Origin of the sequence: Niallia sp. 01092 (assembly GCF_052318935.1) — a bacterium.
Lineage (GTDB): Bacteria > Bacillota > Bacilli > Bacillales > Cytobacillaceae > Niallia.
On sequence record NZ_JBQRKO010000006.1, the window covers coordinates 179,132 to 196,479 of the forward strand.

12 protein-coding genes and 1 riboswitch are annotated in these 17,348 nt (G+C 36.7%); of the genes, 5 read left to right on the plus strand and 7 right to left on the minus strand.

The genetic code is table 11. The annotated features are described in order from the left end of the window. Positions 1–54: 54 nt before the first annotated feature. Positions 55–450 (minus strand): thiol-disulfide oxidoreductase DCC family protein, encoded by a 396-nt coding sequence (locus ACTXGU_RS07950; protein WP_443480997.1) that lies wholly within the window; start codon positions 448–450, stop codon positions 55–57. 1,040 nt (positions 451–1,490) lie between these two features. Here ACTXGU_RS07950 and ACTXGU_RS07955 point away from each other — a divergent pair. The 3 genes from ACTXGU_RS07955 to ACTXGU_RS07965 all read left to right on the plus strand — a co-directional run bounded on the left by ACTXGU_RS07955 (position 1,491) and on the right by ACTXGU_RS07965 (position 6,218). Continuing rightward, positions 1,491–3,488 carry a penicillin-binding transpeptidase domain-containing protein gene (locus ACTXGU_RS07955; RefSeq protein ID WP_443480970.1) on the plus strand — a complete coding sequence of 666 codons (1,998 nt, stop codon included), beginning with the start codon at positions 1,491–1,493 and terminating at the stop codon, positions 3,486–3,488. Between the two features lie 118 nt (positions 3,489–3,606). Further along, complete coding sequence (locus tag ACTXGU_RS07960; RefSeq protein ID WP_443480971.1) at positions 3,607–5,019, plus strand: SpoVR family protein; 1,413 nt, start codon at positions 3,607–3,609, stop codon at positions 5,017–5,019. A 170-nt stretch (positions 5,020–5,189) separates the two neighbouring features. Next, the gene (locus ACTXGU_RS07965; protein ID WP_443480972.1) at positions 5,190–6,218 is read left to right on the plus strand and encodes a homoserine dehydrogenase; all 1,029 of its coding nucleotides are present in this window, start codon (positions 5,190–5,192) and stop codon (positions 6,216–6,218) included. Positions 6,219–6,613: 395 nt separating this feature from the next. Here ACTXGU_RS07965 and ACTXGU_RS07970 read toward each other — a convergent pair whose 3' ends face one another. Together ACTXGU_RS07970 and ACTXGU_RS07975 are read right to left on the minus strand one after the other, a co-directional pair. After that, complete coding sequence (locus ACTXGU_RS07970) at positions 6,614–6,811, minus strand: Spo0E family sporulation regulatory protein-aspartic acid phosphatase (RefSeq protein WP_443480973.1); 198 nt, start codon at positions 6,809–6,811, stop codon at positions 6,614–6,616. A 650-nt stretch (positions 6,812–7,461) separates the two neighbouring features. Beyond that, complete coding sequence (locus tag ACTXGU_RS07975; protein WP_443480974.1) at positions 7,462–8,421, minus strand: exonuclease domain-containing protein; 960 nt, start codon at positions 8,419–8,421, stop codon at positions 7,462–7,464. A gap of 242 nt (positions 8,422–8,663) precedes the next feature. Here ACTXGU_RS07975 and ACTXGU_RS07980 point away from each other — a divergent pair, with 242 nt between their 5' ends. Continuing rightward, the gene (locus ACTXGU_RS07980) at positions 8,664–9,104 is read left to right on the plus strand and encodes a C40 family peptidase (RefSeq protein WP_443480975.1); all 441 of its coding nucleotides are present in this window, start codon (positions 8,664–8,666) and stop codon (positions 9,102–9,104) included. 245 nt (positions 9,105–9,349) lie between these two features. Here the strand turns inward: ACTXGU_RS07980 and ACTXGU_RS07985 are convergent, their stop codons facing one another. Both ACTXGU_RS07985 and ACTXGU_RS07990 read right to left on the minus strand, forming a co-directional pair. Further along, entirely contained in the window at positions 9,350–10,138 is a 789-nt protein-coding gene (locus ACTXGU_RS07985; RefSeq protein ID WP_443480976.1) for a nuclease-related domain-containing protein, read from the minus strand. A 500-nt stretch (positions 10,139–10,638) separates the two neighbouring features. After that, positions 10,639–11,235, minus strand: a complete 597-nt coding sequence (locus tag ACTXGU_RS07990; protein ID WP_443480977.1) for a TetR/AcrR family transcriptional regulator — start codon at positions 11,233–11,235, stop codon at positions 10,639–10,641. 231 nt (positions 11,236–11,466) lie between these two features. On the opposite strand from ACTXGU_RS07990, the gene ACTXGU_RS07995 reads away from it, so the two are divergent. Continuing rightward, positions 11,467–12,963: an MDR family MFS transporter gene (locus ACTXGU_RS07995; protein ID WP_443480978.1), complete on the plus strand. Its 1,497-nt coding sequence runs from the start codon at positions 11,467–11,469 to the stop codon at positions 12,961–12,963. A 397-nt stretch (positions 12,964–13,360) separates the two neighbouring features. On the opposite strand, the gene thiC is transcribed toward ACTXGU_RS07995, so the two are convergent. Together thiC and ACTXGU_RS08005 are read right to left on the minus strand one after the other, a co-directional pair. Then, complete coding sequence (gene thiC, locus ACTXGU_RS08000; RefSeq protein WP_443480979.1) at positions 13,361–15,133, minus strand: phosphomethylpyrimidine synthase ThiC; 1,773 nt, start codon at positions 15,131–15,133, stop codon at positions 13,361–13,363. 169 nt (positions 15,134–15,302) lie between these two features. After that, positions 15,303–15,413, minus strand: a riboswitch (TPP riboswitch). A 298-nt stretch (positions 15,414–15,711) separates the two neighbouring features. Further along, complete coding sequence (locus ACTXGU_RS08005; RefSeq protein WP_443480980.1) at positions 15,712–17,082, minus strand: DUF2252 domain-containing protein; 1,371 nt, start codon at positions 17,080–17,082, stop codon at positions 15,712–15,714. Positions 17,083–17,348: the final 266 nt, after the last annotated feature.

A 17,348-nucleotide genomic window follows, 5' to 3' on the forward strand; every position in this document is an offset into this window, starting at 1 on the left:
TGCTTTCTTACCTTTAAATAAAACCGTCTTCTTTAGACAAAGTGTACATTTTGTTTAAAGAAAGCGGTTTTTTATTTCCTTTGTTGGCAGCATGCAGATCTCTTTTTTCCCAAACCATTTATAACGATTACTAGCAATATAATGGTAAAATGGGTCGCGAATAAACGAAGGAATTATTTTTAATACATAAAAAAATTTCCACCCGCCGTTTAGTTGACGGCAGATTTGAAGTACAGCATCCGATTTTTTGTAATATGTTCCATCCGCTATAAGTACTAAGCTGTCTAAATGGTTGTTTATTTTATATTCATTCAGCAGCTTTTGTCCTGTTTCACTTTGAAGGGAGGAAAATGCAAAAATCCCATTAGGATCTCTTTTTATAATAAATTGAACAGAAGCACTACATAAATTACATACACCATCAAAAAGAATAATCTTTTTCAATTTCATCACCTAGTATTAGTTTATCAATAAAATAGGCTTTTTCTCAAAGTTTGTTGTTTATGAATCAAATAAAAAATATGACTGAAGCACTGAGCAGCCAGAATACACGTAGACTCCTGCGGGTTAAATAACAACAATCTATACGAAAAGAGCGATAAAATAAAAGGCAACCAAATCTCTTTGAAACATGCATATAATAAGATTATATTCCTATGATAATTTTAGCAATATAATCCAATCTCATCACTATTCTTGATATAATATGAACGGAAGAACAAAGCCGAAAAAATAACATTAATTACACTAAATGGGTAGTGGGGAATTATCGTTATCGAAATCCGAAGTTCGATGTAAACGGAAAAGAGAGAAGTGTGGAAATCGGATTTTTTAGTCGAGTCCAAAAAGAAAGATAATTAGAGCAGAGAAGATCGAGGAACAAGGGGAGTACTTTGACGATCCGTGAAGAGATGAGACAGCAATGGTTCCCGGACCGAACAACCTCTATTTTTAAAGGCTGTGTTAGAGCTAATTGTTGATTTTGATACTTTTTTGAGTGGAGTGGAAGGCGTGAGACTCCACATGAGTAAAGCGTGGCCACTGAAGAAGTGTTTTATTATAAATAAATTATAGGTAAAACCCTTCTATTAAGTAGGATAAAAATGGTATAGAGAGTTTGAAAACGACCATCATGTTGGTTAGGAGAGGCGTCCGCACGACTCCTGCGGGATTAGCGAGACAGGCGAGACCCCACAGGAGCAAAGCGACGAGGAGGCTTGGCGCTCGCCCCGCGGAAAGCGTGTGGTAAGCCTCGGAAAACCGAACGAAAACCTCTAAGTGCTTGGATTTTCCTATCTATATTTCATAGCATCCACTTTTTCAGTGACCTCCGCACAGCGCCGAGGAGGCTCCCGGACCCCCCGCGGAAAGCGAATGCCTCTCGCTGCAATCAATAGGCAAGTTTAACAGAGCCTTTTTAAAAAGGAGGTAGGGAGAATTTGTGAACAAACTAATAATAATGGTACCCTATTATTTAGGAGGGAATAGGTATGAAAAAACTGTTAGTGCTTTTACTTATGTTTTTACTAATTGGAGTGGTTGGCTGCAGCAAGAAGGAGCCAACTCCAGATGAACGTCTTTCACAGTATGTGAAGCTATGGAATGAACAGAAGTTTGCAGACATGTATGCATTTCTTTCGAAAAAAGCAAAAAAGTCTATCTCAAAAGAAGATTTTGTTTCTCGCTACCAAAAGTTATACAGCGATTTAGAAATAAGTGATGTCAATATAACGTACACAAAGCCTTCTAAAGAAGAAGATTTTGATAAAGCGGAGACAGCTTCCATTCCTTTCGCTGCGAAAATGAATAGTGTTGCTGGCGAGATTAGCTTTGAGAACGATGCAACCCTTGTAAAAGAAGAAAAAGACAAAGAAGAAAACTGGTATATTAACTGGGATACAACCTATCTATTTGCTGACTTAGGTGCAGATGATAAAGTTTCGTTACAAACAATCGAAGCCGAACGGGGAGTAATTATGGATAAAAATGAAAATCCGTTAGCAATGAATGGTGTCATTTATGAGGTTGGGCTTGTACCGGAACAGATGGGCGATGATAAAGAAGCGGTTATAGACAAACTTGCAAAACTGCTTGACATTAAAAAAGAAACAATTGAAAAGGCATTAAATGCAGATTGGGTGCAGCCAAGCTATTTCGTGCCAATTAAAAAGGTTGCAACCGGAGATCAGGCGTACTTATCGAAGCTGTTTGCATTGCCTGGTGTACAGAAACAAGATACAAAAGGCAGAATATACCCTTTTGGAGAAGCAACTGCTCATTTGATCGGATATATTGGCAGCATAACAGCTGAAGAGCTGGAGAAACAAAAGGAGAAGGGCTATTCCAGCACAGATGTTATTGGAAAAAGAGGACTAGAGCAAGTGTTTGAAGAGCAATTAAAAGGTTCAAATGGTGTCAAAATATCTATTAACAAAGCAGATGGGTCAAATGTTGTCCTAGCCGAAAAAGAAGTGAAAAATGGCGAAAATATTAAATTAACCATTGATGCAGATTTGCAAAAAAAGATATACGATAAAATGCATGGAGATGCTGGTGCAGCAGCAGCGATAAATCCAACAACGGGCGAAACATTAGCGTTAGTGAGCAGTCCTTCTTATGATCCAAACAAAATGGTTGTTGGATTAACCTCAACTGAAAGAGAAGCATATACAAACAATAAATTAGAGCCATTTACGAATCGTTTTAAATTAACGTATGCACCGGGATCTGTTTTAAAACCAATTGTTGCAGCGGCTGCATTAACAGAGAACGTGATTTCGCCAGAACAACAGCGGAAAATTACAACGAAGCAATGGCAAAAGAATAAATCATGGGGAAATTATTATGTAACAAGAGTGCATTCAAGTACAAAACCTGTTAACTTAGCAGATGCTTTATTATACAGCGACAATATATATTTTGCGCAAACAGCACTCGATTTAGGGAAAGACAAGTTAACAGCCGAGTTAAAAAAATTCGGTTTTGAAGAAGAATTCCAATATCCATATCCAATAGAAAAGCCAACGATTGGAAAAATGGATACAGAAATCCAATTAGCTGACTCAGGCTACGGCCAAGGGCAAGTCGAAACAAGTGTGCTTCATTTGGCATCTGCTTATTCTGCCTTTGTAAACAGTGGAAATGTCATAAAACCGATTCTTCTATCAAACGAAGAAGTTGGGCAAGTGTGGAAAGAAAATAGTATGAGCAGCACCACAGCCAATACGATTTCCAATGATCTTCAACAAGTCATCGACAGTCCGAGTGGAACTGCCCATTCAGGCAAAATAAATGGCTTAACTTTAGCAGGAAAAACAGGAACAGCAGAATTAAAAGCAAAACAAGGGGAAACAGGAACAGAAAATGGCTGGTTTGTTACTTATAATAAAAAAGACAAAAACCTGCTTATCTCTATGATGATAGAAGGAGTGCAAGGCAGAGGCGGCTCCACACATGTCGTGAAGAAAGTAAAAAATATATTAGAATAAATCAAAAGAGGCAGACTGCATATGGTCTGTCTTTTTTCTGTAAATAATAGAGGATTTAATTCATCTTTCTAGCTTTTTCTTCATACATTAATTTAAGACGGTGAAGGGAGAGAAAGGAATGAATGAAGTAGAGCAAAAAGAACTTCAAAAAGCCATCGCAGAAATTACAGAAATAGCCACTGGTTTCGGATTAGATTTCTATCCAATGAGATATGAAATTTGTCCTGCAGATATCATTTATACATTCGGTGCCTACGGAATGCCAACTCGCTTTTCCCACTGGAGTTTCGGAAAACAATTTCATAAAATGAAGCTGCACTATGATTTAGGGCTATCCAAAATATATGAGCTTGTTATTAACTCGAACCCTTGTTATGCCTTTTTATTAGACAGCAATTCTCTTATAAATAATAAACTGATAGTGGCGCATGTTTTGGCGCATTGCGACTTTTTCAAAAATAATATCCGTTTTCAAAATACAAAACGAGAAATGGTAGAAAGTATGGCAGCAACAGCCGATCGCATCCGTCAATATGAAATACAATATGGCAAACATGAAGTGGAAACATTTCTAGATGCAGTGTTGGCTATTGAAGAGCATATCGATCCGTCTTTAATGAGGCCAAAGCTTGCTTGGAGCAAAGATGATGAAGAATATGAAGAAGAAATAAGCAGTACTCCATATGATGATTTATGGAGTTTAGATGATCGTAAGAAGCCGAAAAAATCGACAAAGCATAAGGTAGTCAAAAAATTCCCACCTCATCCAGAAAAAGATATTATGCTATTCATCGAAAACTTTAGCAGAGAGCTGACGGAATGGCAAAGAGATATTTTAACAATGATGCGGGAAGAAATGCTCTACTTTTGGCCACAGCTGGAAACAAAAATCATGAACGAAGGCTGGGCATCCTATTGGCATCAAAGAATTATCCGAGAATTAGATTTAACAAGTGCGGAAGCAATCGAATTTGCAAAATTAAATTCCGGGGTTGTGCAGCCCTCCAAAACGGGCATTAATCCTTACTATTTAGGATTGAAAATATTTGAAGATATTGAAGATCGCTACAATAACCCAACAGAAGAAATGAAACGAAGAGGAGTACAACCTAATTCCGGCAGAGAGAAAATGTTCGAAGTACGTGAAATTGAATCAGATATTTCTTTTTTACGCAACTATTTAACGAAGGATTTAGTCACACGCGAAGATATGTATCTTTTCCAAAAACAAGGAAGAGATTATAAAATTGTCGATAAAGGCTGGGAGCAAGTAAGAGATCAACTCGTCAGCATGAGAGTAAACGGAGGTTTCCCTTATATTACCGTAAATGATGGAGATTACATGAAAAATGGGGAGCTTTATTTAAAACATGGTTATGAAGGAATTGAGCTCGATTTAAAATACTTAGAAAAAGTTCTTCCGTATATTTATCAATTATGGGGTCGGAATGTTCATATGGAAACCATTGTAGAAGAAAAAAATATGCTCTATACGTATGACGGCAAAGCGCTGCATCGGAAGTATTTATAAAGAAAAAAGGTCTTCTAAAAATAGGAGGCCTCTTTGTTTTTTTCCATAAAAAACGTTTATGAACAGCTTATCAAGAACAGATTTTATAAAAAATAACATGATAAACAGGAAAACAGTTAGTTTATACCGAATGTATTTAGTACAAAGCAGACAGAAGAAAGGATAGACAGATGCAAAAAAAAGTAATCGAGAAAAAAGTGATTATCACAGGATATGGTACGGTTGCAAAGGAATTAGTAAAGCTGCTAAACGAACAAGCAAATCGATTAGTAAATACGTATCATGCCTATTATAAAATAGTCGGAATTATTGGACTAAAAGGTATGATTTATGAAGAGGAAGGCATTGATTTACAAGTACTCCTTACTTACGGAAAAGGTTCAAAGGCGTTAGACCAATATGCCAAAAGAAAAGGCTTGTCCTTTCAGCAGCCTGTTTACAAGGGCGATGTACTGATCGAGTGCACTCCAACGGACTTAGAAACAGGTGAACCTGCACTTTCATACATAACGAATGCACTAACAGCAAAAATGCATGTTGTCTCTGTCAGCAAAGGGGCACTGATACATGCATTGCCGCAATTTAAAAAAATCGCCGATACAAATCATTGTGAAATCAAATATAGTGGAGCAACAGCTGCAGCGCTTCCTACTTTGGATATTGGAGAATTTAGTTTGGCAGGCTGCCAGATTACAAGTATTGAAGGCATATTAAATGGTACATCCAACTTTATATTAACGAGTATGTCGGAGGAAAACGTGTCTTTTGATCATGCATTAAAAATTGCACAAGAACGAGGAATCGTAGAAGCAAATCCAGACCTTGACATAAAAGGCTTGGACAGTGCTTGTAAAATCCTGTTGCTAGCAAATGGACTTCTTCATACACAATTAACTTTAAAGGATATTTCAATTGAAGGAATAGAAAATGTAACAAAGGCGGATATACAGTATGCAAAAATTAAAGGAAATGAAATAAAACTGATTGCAAGTGCAACCGTTAAAGAAGGTGAAGTAACTGTAAAGGTGGCACCAGTAGTCATTCACCCGGAAAATCCCTTAATACATGTGAAAGGAACAAATAAAGGCATTCTGTTTCATACAGAAGAAATGGGAACGATTTGTTGTTTAGGTGGAGCATCTCATCCTAAAGGGGCAGCCGCAGCTGCATTAAAGGATATGATTAATTTGTTTCGGTAGCAAGCACATAATTTTTTTCTTTGGCTGTTCTCACAAAGTTCGTTGTTTTTTACATAAAAAAATGGGAGAAGAAGTACTCAGCAGACTGAATACACGTAGACTCCTGTGGGAATGCGAGAAAGACGAGACCCCACAGGAGCGTATGCGACGAGGAGGCTCGACGCTCGCCCACGGAAAGCGGAGTGTATTCAGGCTGCGAGTTTAAAAGCAACAATCTATACGAAAACAGCCTTTTCTTCAGATATTTTGATTGATAGAGTACAAAGGGTTTATTGTTGATAATCTATGTAATAAAATAAAATGATGTGCGAACTAGATGCAAGATTTTGTCACCTTGTGAAAATTAATCTGAAAATTGGAGTAATTCCTAACAGGTGTCGAAAAGGTACCAGTTATTAATTTTTATTGATTGGGTTTTTTGAAACTAATTTTTGATATTTAACAATATAGGTATCCAGCTGTTCACTTATTTGCAAAGTATTAGGATCAGTTAATCCTTTATCAATACCTGTTTTTATTAATTTTACTTTTAAGTTTTCAATAATCTGAAGTAGTTCGCTCATCTTTTCATCACTATCCCCATTAAATATCATAATAATGTCCCCTAGGTATTGTATAATACTTATTTTACCAAAAATGGTTAGAAAAGATAAGCGTTTTTATAGTAATTTCGGTATAAAAGTTGCAGAATAAATAAAAATGAGGAAAAAATATTTGTATTATCGTCTAAACGTTAATTTAATGGAGGTTAGTTTATTAAATCCATTAATATAAACGCTGTTTTATAATAGATATCTCGTTTAATGATGTACGGCGGAAAAAAAGAGTGGGAAGATAGAAAAACGAAGTATGCACGCGGTAAAAAAATGTGTATGAAAAAAAATGACCTCCTGAGGACGGAGGAGGTCATTTTGCAATATGTAATAATAGATAAGTAAGATAAGAATGAAGTTCGAAAGTGTCGTTTTTAATAAAGTCTTTAATATCTTTATTAGTTGCTATTTTCATAAGATCATTCCTCCTTTTTAATATATATATCCAATCTAGTAATCTTTATACCTGATTTATCATAAATAAAACTATATTTATAAAAAAATAAGAAGTAGGTAATAAAATGGATTGTATTGTGAGGGAGTACACATGAAAGAGCTGTTTGGCTATAACGATTTTTTTTCTTATACATTCCATTTAGAAAAAGCGAGAGGAGAACAAAAAAAGCATCCTAAAAATGGATGCCAATATATTAATCTATTGCAATTGCTTCGTTATTTAATAGTTTTAAAAACGATTCTTCGTTGACTATTTGTATGTCGAGTCCTTTTTGCTTCAGCTCGTATGCTTTTTTCTCCTTTGAACTGATGCCCTTAGCTCCGACGAGTTTTGGGTCTTGTATGCCAACTACTAAATAATTTGTTTTACTGCTAACACCACTTTTCATAACCCCGCCAATATTGACTACTTTTTGCATTGCTTCTTTCCGATCCATCGACAAAAGATCGCCTGTAAACACAATATTTTTCCCGTAAAGTATATGGTTTTCATTAAACGTATCGGTCATTGCCGAAATTTCTGAAATGGCAACTGTATTAAATTTACGTTTGCTTGGCTTCTTTTTTTGAAAAAAAGTTTGTGGCTTTAGTTCAGCAAACTGTTTAATTGGAATCGTGCTGAATGTTTGGCAATAAGTTTGAAGCGATTTTCTATTTTTGGCCTTTACGCAAGCAATTACTAGCTCCGCACATGCTCGGGCATCCACTCCTGCATGATGATGCTCTTCAAGGGAAATGCCAAAACGGGCCGTTCTTTCTTTTAAAGATTGCCCAACTTTTTCTCCACGACATGCTCTTGTGCTAATTGGAATGCTGCAAACATATTCAAAATCAGGAATCGCGATTCCGTATGACTTTAAACAACAGTATAATACACTCATATCAAATTGAGCATTATGTGCCACGATTAAATTCGAAGTAATGTCCTCTTTTATCATATTCCATATCTCGTCAAAGTTTTTTTGCCCAACAACATCATTCTGTTTTATGCCATGAATAGCTGTAAAACTTGCATCAAACTTCAAATTTGGCGGTTTAATAAGGAAATATTGTTCTTTTACAATTTCATTTTTTTCGACATATGTAAGTCCAATTGAACAAGCACTGTTCATATTTTCATTGGCTATTTCAAAATCAATAGCAATAAAATCCACGTTGGCTACTCCTCCCATTCTATTTTTATTATATTATACTATTTTTCCTTTACTAGAGAGAATGTTTAAGGGATAAATTGGAAAATTATTTTAACATACTATTGTAACCTCCCTGTAATAAAATTAGAACAAGGCTGTAACCTATATTTCGACAAAATATGAGAAAATATTTTTAGTTGATAGATGTCGGGCCACGGATACATATTACTTATTCAAACTGGAAATGCAACGGAGGTTACTGTATGAAAAAGGTTTTTATTATGACACTTTTATCATTTGGACTGTGCTTTACAGGAGTATTTGGGGGACAGGAAGCGAGTGCTGCTTCTCCAAAGTCTATTACAACTATTGCAAAAAAATACATAGGCACACCATATAAATTTGGTGGAATGACACCAACAGGATTCGATTGTTCTGGTTTTGTAGGCTATAGTTATCAAAAGACTGGTAAAAATCTTCCAAGAACGGCAGCGGATATGTATAAAAAAGGGAAAAAAGTGAAGAAAAAAAGCCTGAAAACAGGAGACTTAGTTTTCTTTTCAACTTATAAAAAAGGTGCTTCACATGTTGGAATATACATAGGTGATAATCAATTTATACATAGTTCTTCAAAAGGTGTTAAAATAGACAAGCTATCAAATACATATTGGAATACAAATTATTATGGTGCAATAAGAATTTAACTTTACTATATACCCTGCAGGAAATCTTTTGAATGGATTTTCTGTAGGGTTTTTTATTTTTTGAAAGGGTTTAAGAGAGAATATGAGATTGCAGCGGGAAAGATGGTAGGCAACGCGAGAAAAACTGGAGAAACGCGAAAAAAATGAAATTGCCGCGAGAAAAAGAGGAGAAACGCGAAAAAAATGAAATTGCCGCGAGAAAAACTGGAGAACCGCGAGAAAATCACCATTCCCGCAGACATTAATTAGTATGGTCTATACAATTTTTCTGCATAGTAAATCCTTCCTTTTGTATTGCCCGAACAAAGTAAATGCATTTGAGACAGGAGTCTAAACGCGATATCTTTAGAGGAAAGAAGCACAAATTCACGAAATTCTTTATTAGTAATAGCTGGTTTTATTAGAAGAAAGTAGTCATACACTGCTTGAAAATGTGCGTCGCTATTAAAAGTGCCGCAAAATGTACAATGCCATTGTTTTTTCTTGCGGATCATGGCAAATTTCATACACGAAGGGCAGCATACACCTGTAATAATATCGGATGGCTTGAGGCCATAATATTTTAAAATATCAATCTCTTCAGGAGTATTCGCTTTTAACAAAAAAGTATAGATTTCACGAAGATGTTTCCCATCTAAAACTTCATGTTTATATTTTAATGATAGATTGTCCCATTTTTCCATTAAACTATGACTATGAATGACGTGATTCTTGATAGAAGAAGGACCTTTAATAATAGTCGAGGGATGGCTGATAACAATTAAGTTTTCGATTGGAATAGTGGGAAGTTGATTCAATTGAAGAAATTGGTGAAGTTGTCTTTGAAGTCTTTTTGCTTGTGAGATGGGATCAAGGTAACCTTCTTCTTGATCATTAATGTGGCGGGTAAATTGATTGAGAGAGGCATCAAAAACTAGTGTACTTACGTAATTTTTACTCTCTAGGATTAATGCAAAGCAAGGAGTTAAGACTAAATAGTCAATTTGGAAAAAGGATTTTCCATCAAATAGACGGAGATTATGGATGATAAGCATTCTTTTTCAGGTAGAAAATTGAGATGGTATTTTAGTTCTTTTTCGCCATTAAATCCCCTAAGTTGAGTATGGAAATCTTTCAGTATTTTTGGTTGAAGAGGGTCATCTTTGGGAAATCTGTTTAACAAGGCTTCTGTCTTACAAAGTCTAATGTTTTTAACAATTTGATTCAAAAACAATAAGTTCACTTCCTTATCAAATATCTAATTTTATTATTCTACATATTGTTCGAATAACGTTTCATCATTTTATAAATTTTTGGAGAACGCAAGTAGAAAATTAGCAACAGAAAAAGGGGATAAAAGCAGCATCTCTTGCTTTTATCCCCTTTTATTAAAAGATAAGAAAGTATAAAATTTCGAACCTAGTTTAGTGTCTAGCTCCGGCGCCTAGCCCCTGTGAAAGATAACCTCTTGCCTCTAAAAGTAAAAAACACTTTTTGAGTCAAGAGAACATTTTTCTTCGGGGCTGAGCAAGGCGCCTGCGCTTTTCTTAATATTTTAGGAATATTTACTTAAATAATGCTCAAAGAAAAAATCAATTTGCTCTTCGATAGGAATCGGATTCCAAACAATGGATGTTTGTTTTTTACAGGATAAAACAGTTGGAAGAAAGGTAGCGCCAAAGATTTGCATCATCATCATCGTAAGAATATTTGAATCGTTCTCGCCTGTAATTTCCTTCAACGTCGCTTTAATTTTATTTAACCCCATTGTTTTCATGAAATTGGTATATTCAACCTGTGATTCAAAGGAAATATTGCCTTTTCCAAGTAATTCCTTCATTAATTCTGGGTATTTTTTTACAGAGTTTGTATATTGAACTAAGAAGGTTTTTAAGCGTTCTTTTGGTGTTTTGGAATGATCATCTAAAATGCAGAAAGCTTCTCGAAAGGAGGCAAGCATTACTTTTATCGCTTCGTTAACTAATTTATCTTTCGATCCGAAATAGTAATTGATTAATGCGAGATTCACGTCTCCAGCTGCAGCTATTTTACGCAATGTTACCTTCTCAAGACCTTCTGCTTTAATTAACTCTATTGTAGCATACAGAATATTTTCCTTTGTGGTTTTATCTTTTTCGGAGCTTGTGTTCATCTTATAACTCCCCTATCAGCTAATTCGCAAAACTATATTTAAATTAAACGATAATACTTTCAGGCATACTGTGTCAAGAATCAAAAAAACTTGACAGGTGGAAGAAAAAAGGATAAATTTTTGATTGAACATTGTTTTAAACGTTGTTTAATTTTTATTTTTGATAAGGAAAAAAATAAACAACATGATAATAAGAAAGACTAAAAGAATAGAGAAAGTTGGGTGAAACATATGTCTAATACAAAAGTGGAGACTGGATCCATCAGTTCAGAAGAATTCTCCATTAAAACTATTATTGCTCCGCTCATGGCTGTCGTTGTTGGAATGATTATGGTCATTCTAGATAGCACGGTTGTCAATGTTGCTGTTCCGGAATTGGTGGACTATTTTAAGACGGATCTTAAAACCATTCAATGGACGGTAACTGGCTATACATTGGCGTTGTCGGCTGTTATCCCGCTTGCTGGCTGGATGACAGATAAATTTGGTGCAAAAAAAATCTTCCTTTTTACGATTACCTTTTTTACCTTAGGTTCTGTATTATGTGCGTTTGCTCAATCTCCAATGCAATTAATTATTTACCGAGTAATTCAAGGACTTGGAGGCGGAATGGTCGCTCCGATCGGGATGGCGATGGTGTTTAAGCTTGCGCCGCCGGAGAAAAGAGGATCGATCATGGGTGTGCTTGGTGTTCCAATGCTTTTAGCTCCAGCGATTGGTCCAGTATTATCTGGATGGTTGGTAGAATATGTAAGTTGGCATTGGATTTTCTTAATTAATTTGCCAATTGGCATTATCGCGTTGATTGTCGGGGTGAAGTTTCTTCCTAAATCAGAAAAGCATGAAGCGCCGCATCTTGATATTATTGGTATGATTATTGCTCCTATTGCTTTTTCTATGCTTGCTTATGGGGTAAGTGAAGGAGGAGAAGACTGGACTTCTACTTCTGCGATTACAGGTTTAATCATTGGTGGAGTGGCCTTAATTATTTTTATTTTTGTTGAGTTGCGACAAAAACAGCCGCTGCTCGAGCTGCGGGTATTTCGTTCATCTGATTTTTCAAGAGGAATCATTCTTGCGTGGCTCGCTCAAGTCGCATTATTTGGATCAATGATATTGGTTCCATTATACTTACAGCAGCTTAGAGGCTACTCGGCGCTCGAAACGGGTATCATCTTGCTGCCGCAAGCGCTCGCTTCCGCTATATTTATGCCAATTAGTGGACGATTATTTGACAAAGTTGGTGCCCGTCCACTTGCATTTACGGGAATGGGCATTATTTCCGCAGGATTGTTTCTATTATCACGAACTACGGTTGATACAAGTCTTGTAATGATTATTGTTTGTTTATTTATGATGGGTGCTGGAATGGGTCTGACGATGATGCCTGTCAATACCCATGTACTGAACGCAGCACCTCGCAAGCTTGTTAGCAGAGTAACACCGTTGACAACTGCCGCACAGCAAGTAGTTGTTTCCTTTGCAGTTGCTGGATTAACTGGATATTTAACGTCACATGTGGATGACCATATGAAAGATGTCGTACATGGAATTACTCCTGCTGAAGCAGCTAGCTCTGGATTTTCGGACACATTCTTTTTAGCAGCATGTCTGGCAGCTGTAGGATTTGTTTTCAGTTTATTTCTTCGTAAACCAAAAACGCAGCCAAAAGAAGAGGTAGATTTAGAAAAAAAGCAAGATCCATCGGTTAGTATGAATGTCCATTAAATGAAAAAGGAGCATGCCTTCACATTAAAGGTATGCTCCTTTTTGCATAAATACCTGCTGCCAATGCATTCCGAATTACTTAGGTTCATAAAATACGATTGCATCCACATTCTTTAACCATTCCTTTGCTTCTGAGCCATCTGTATTTGCTATCCAAATATTTCTGTTTTGATCGGTAATGGATGTGCCTCTAAACCAAATCAGCTTTTTAATAGAAAGAACATATTAGCATATGCGACGAGGAGGCTTGGCGCTCGCCCCGCGGAAAGCGAGCGATAAGCTTCGGAAAACCCCTTGTAACAGAGCTTATTTTCAGGGTAGCCTACTTCAAAAAATATAGCCCATTATCACAGCAGATAGTACCTGCTTGCAAGATAATGGGCTAAATTATTTCCTCTTAACTATATAAATGACTGCCTTTTTCCACAAATTCTTTCGCTTTTTCTTTTAAGCCTTCTTCAATGACTTCTGTTTCTGGCAGATTGTTTTCTTTTGCACGGTTGCGAATGTCTTGAGAGATTCTCATGCTGCAGAATTTAGGTCCACACATGGAACAGAAATGAGCCGTTTTTGCGCCTTCTGCTGGCAGTGTTTCATCATGATAGGCTAACGCTTTTTCCGGATCAAGTGATAGATTAAATTGATCTCTCCAACGGAACTCAAAGCGAGCTTTTGATAAAGCATCGTCTCGTTGTTGTGCTCCCGGATGGCCTTTTGCAAGGTCGGCTGCATGTGCGGCGATTTTATATGTAATAACGCCTTCACGAACGTCATCGCGGTTTGGCAATCCTAAATGTTCTTTTGGTGTTACGTAACATAGCATGGCTGTTCCGAACCAGCCAATCATCGCAGCGCCAATAGCGGATGTAATATGGTCATATCCAGGTGCGATATCGGTTGTTAATGGTCCAAGTGTATAGAATGGAGCTTCTTGGCAAATTTCTTGTTGAAGATCGACGTTTTCTTTAATTTTGTGCATTGGAACGTGTCCAGGGCCTTCAATCATGACTTGTACATCGTGTTTCCAAGCAATTTTTGTTAATTCGCCAAGTGTTTCAAGCTCTGCAAATTGTGCTTCATCATTCGCATCTGCAATCGATCCAGGACGCAGCCCATCTCCAAGTGAGAAGGCGATATCATATTTTTTCATAATTTCACAGATTTCTTCAAAGTGCGTGTATAGGAAACTTTCTTTGTGGTGAGCGAGACACCATTGTGCCATGATAGAACCGCCGCGGGAAACAATTCCTGTTACACGTTTTGCTGTTAACGGAATGTAACGAAGCAATACGCCTGCGTGAATGGTAAAGTAATCGACACCTTGTTCTGCTTGCTCGATTAACGTGTCACGGTATACCTCCCATGTAAGATCTTCTGCAACGCCGTTTACTTTTTCTAACGCTTGATAAATTGGCACAGTACCAACCGGAACAGGACAGTTGCGAATAATCCATTCACGGGTTGTATGAATATCTTTCCCCGTCGATAAATCCATTAAGTTATCTGCACCCCAGCGAATCGCCCATGTCATTTTTTCTACTTCTTCTTCAATGGAAGAAGTAACGGCAGAATTTCCGATGTTTGCATTAATTTTTACATGAAAGTTTTTTCCGATAATCATTGGTTCACTTTCAGGATGGTTAATGTTGCTTGGAATGATCGCACGGCCGCTTGCTACTTCATCACGGACAAATTCGGGACTAACATGCTCTCTTATTGCGATAAATTCCATTTCAGGCGTAATGATTCCTTTGCGTGCGTAATGAAGTTGTGTAACGTTTTTTCCTTCTTTGGCACGTTTTGGTTTTCTGGATAATTGGAAAGTATCTTCTGTTGTATGTAATGTTTTACGCCCATTGTCTTCAGGCTTAATCGCACGACCTTCATAAGTTTCTACATCATTTCTTTCATCAATCCACTTAGAACGAATGGCAGGTAAACCTTCGCGGATATTCACCGTAGCATTTTGGTCTGTATAAATACCACTTGTATCATATACACGTACTGGCGCATTTTCTTCTTCGCCGAAAGTTCCAGTCGTCGGACTCAGTTCGATTTCTCTCATCGGTACTTGAATGTCACTTCTAGATCCTTCTACATATACTTTTTTGCTTCCAGAAAAACTAGACATAATTGAAATATTTTGTTGCTGTACTGTTTCATTTTTCATTTTTACTCTCTCCCTTAACATGTAATGGGACAAGATCAATGAACATGCCAACACAAAAAAAACTAGATTCATATTTTGAACCTAGTCGGAAGTTAACACAAAGAATTCATTCAAGCTGTTGAAAAACGTTTTCACTCAGCCGGATCATTGTTATTATGCATAACAAATGAAAGTACATTCTTTACTTCCCCACGCTGGTACGAGCCAGATCAGGTCCAAAGGGTTAGAAACAAATAAACTGTTTCCTCTCAGCCTAAAATCGGCACCCCTAGTATTGTTCATATAAATGGTAACATATGCACATGGAAATAAAAAGTAATTTCACATAAAACGATTTATTTTATGCAAAATTACTTTGCAGATTTATTTAAAGGGATTCATGCAGCCAGGCGGAATCCTTCTAAAAGATAAGAAAGCATAAAATTTCGAACCTAGTTTAGTGTCTAGCTCCAGCGCCTAGCCCCTGTGAAAGATAACCTCTTGCCTCTAAAAGTAAAAAATACTTTTTGAGTCTAGAGAACATTTTTCTTCGGGGCTGAGCAAGGCGCCTGCGCTTTTCTTAAATTCTTGATCTCCTTTCATTGTGGCGTTAGCTGCTCTTCTTCTTTTTCAATTTGGATATGTAATTCATTTATGCACCAATTGCAAAATAAAGCATAGTCATCAATCACTTGTTGTTTATAGGACATGGAAATAAAAGTGACTTGTGTACAAAACGTTTCGAAGTCATCCCCGATTGCACGGATAATTTCCTTTTCACTATGATAATCTAATAGCTCTTGCTGTACATCGCCATCTGCTCTTGCGTGAATTTTAGCTGTAATTTTCCCCATGATTTCAAGAGTCGAGTCCAATTTTTCAATACTTGTTACGTGCTTTGTCTTCACTTTCTTTTTGTATGGGGAACGTTCTCTCACGTAGAAATATTTCCCATCTATTGTCATATAGCCAAGGTATGGATCCTCTAGATGGTGCATCGCTTTTTGAGTGGTGATTACGCGTTCTCCTTGATGCTCATATTTTTGCCAAAACGGTTCGTGATAAGGCAAGAAATAGCTCGGAATAGGTGATCTCACTTCTTTTACTTCTAATACGAGGTCATCAAACGCTTCTTTTCCACCTTCAACAAGGATGTAGTAGCGTTTTAATCCTATTGAAGCCGTGCCAGATCCATATTTTCGTACGACATCCTTTATCTTGTAATGCTCTCTATTGCGCAGATCTACCGTATCTATTGTTTCGATGTAGCTCTCCCAAGCTTCCTCCAAAGCAAATCTTTCTTCCTGTTCCACCGGTTGAATCTCATCAGAGTATACAAATCTCCGCTGCTTGTGTTCATTAATAACAGTAAGCTCCTCGAGTAGTTGACTGGACTTTCGATTTTCTAGTTTTTTTAAGATTTTTTGGACGGGTCCTTCTGTATTCTTTTTTGAAAAAAATAAGGTGACAGGATCATCCTTTTTCTTATTAAATCGCTTCATTTGCTTATAATAAGATTTAATATAAGTGTGTATTCTTTTTTCCTGCTCTTCTACACTGAGTTCAAGTGCCTCACAAATTAAGGAAATGCTGACTGTCATTCGAAGAAGATCGTATACGTAAGAGCCAATATATCCTTCATCAAAATCATTGACATCAAATATAATGTCCCCTTTTTCATTTTGAAATGCACCGAAGTTCTCGAAGTGTAAATCTCCTTGAATCCAAGTCGATTTATCTGTTGGTGTGTGGTAGGAAAAGGGAATCTTTGTCATATCATAATAAAATAAATAGGCACTTCCTCGATAGAAGCGGAAAGGGCTTTCCATCATTTGCTGATATTTATCAAGCCTCTGCTCCAAGTTTAATCCGATTACCTCATCATCCATTTGCTGCAAAATCGTTTCAAGCACATGCTGGCGCAGCATCGTCCGTGTATCTCTAACTTTAGTGAGCCAATTATTTTCCATCTTGAAAATACCCCCATTTATATTGTTTTTTTCTTGAAAAATAGGAGAAAAATGCGGCTCCTTTATACCATAATATTACTTTAAACCTTATTTTACTATAAAAAGGAAAAAGACACTCTATTTTTATACTGAAGTGTGATAATAGGCAAGGGAGCTTTTCCGTAAAAAAATAGATTGAAACCTTGGTTTCGGCATGCTATTATGTAAAAAGTAATTATTCCGATTTACGTGTTGTTTATATTTTAAGAGATGAATAGATGGTTAAA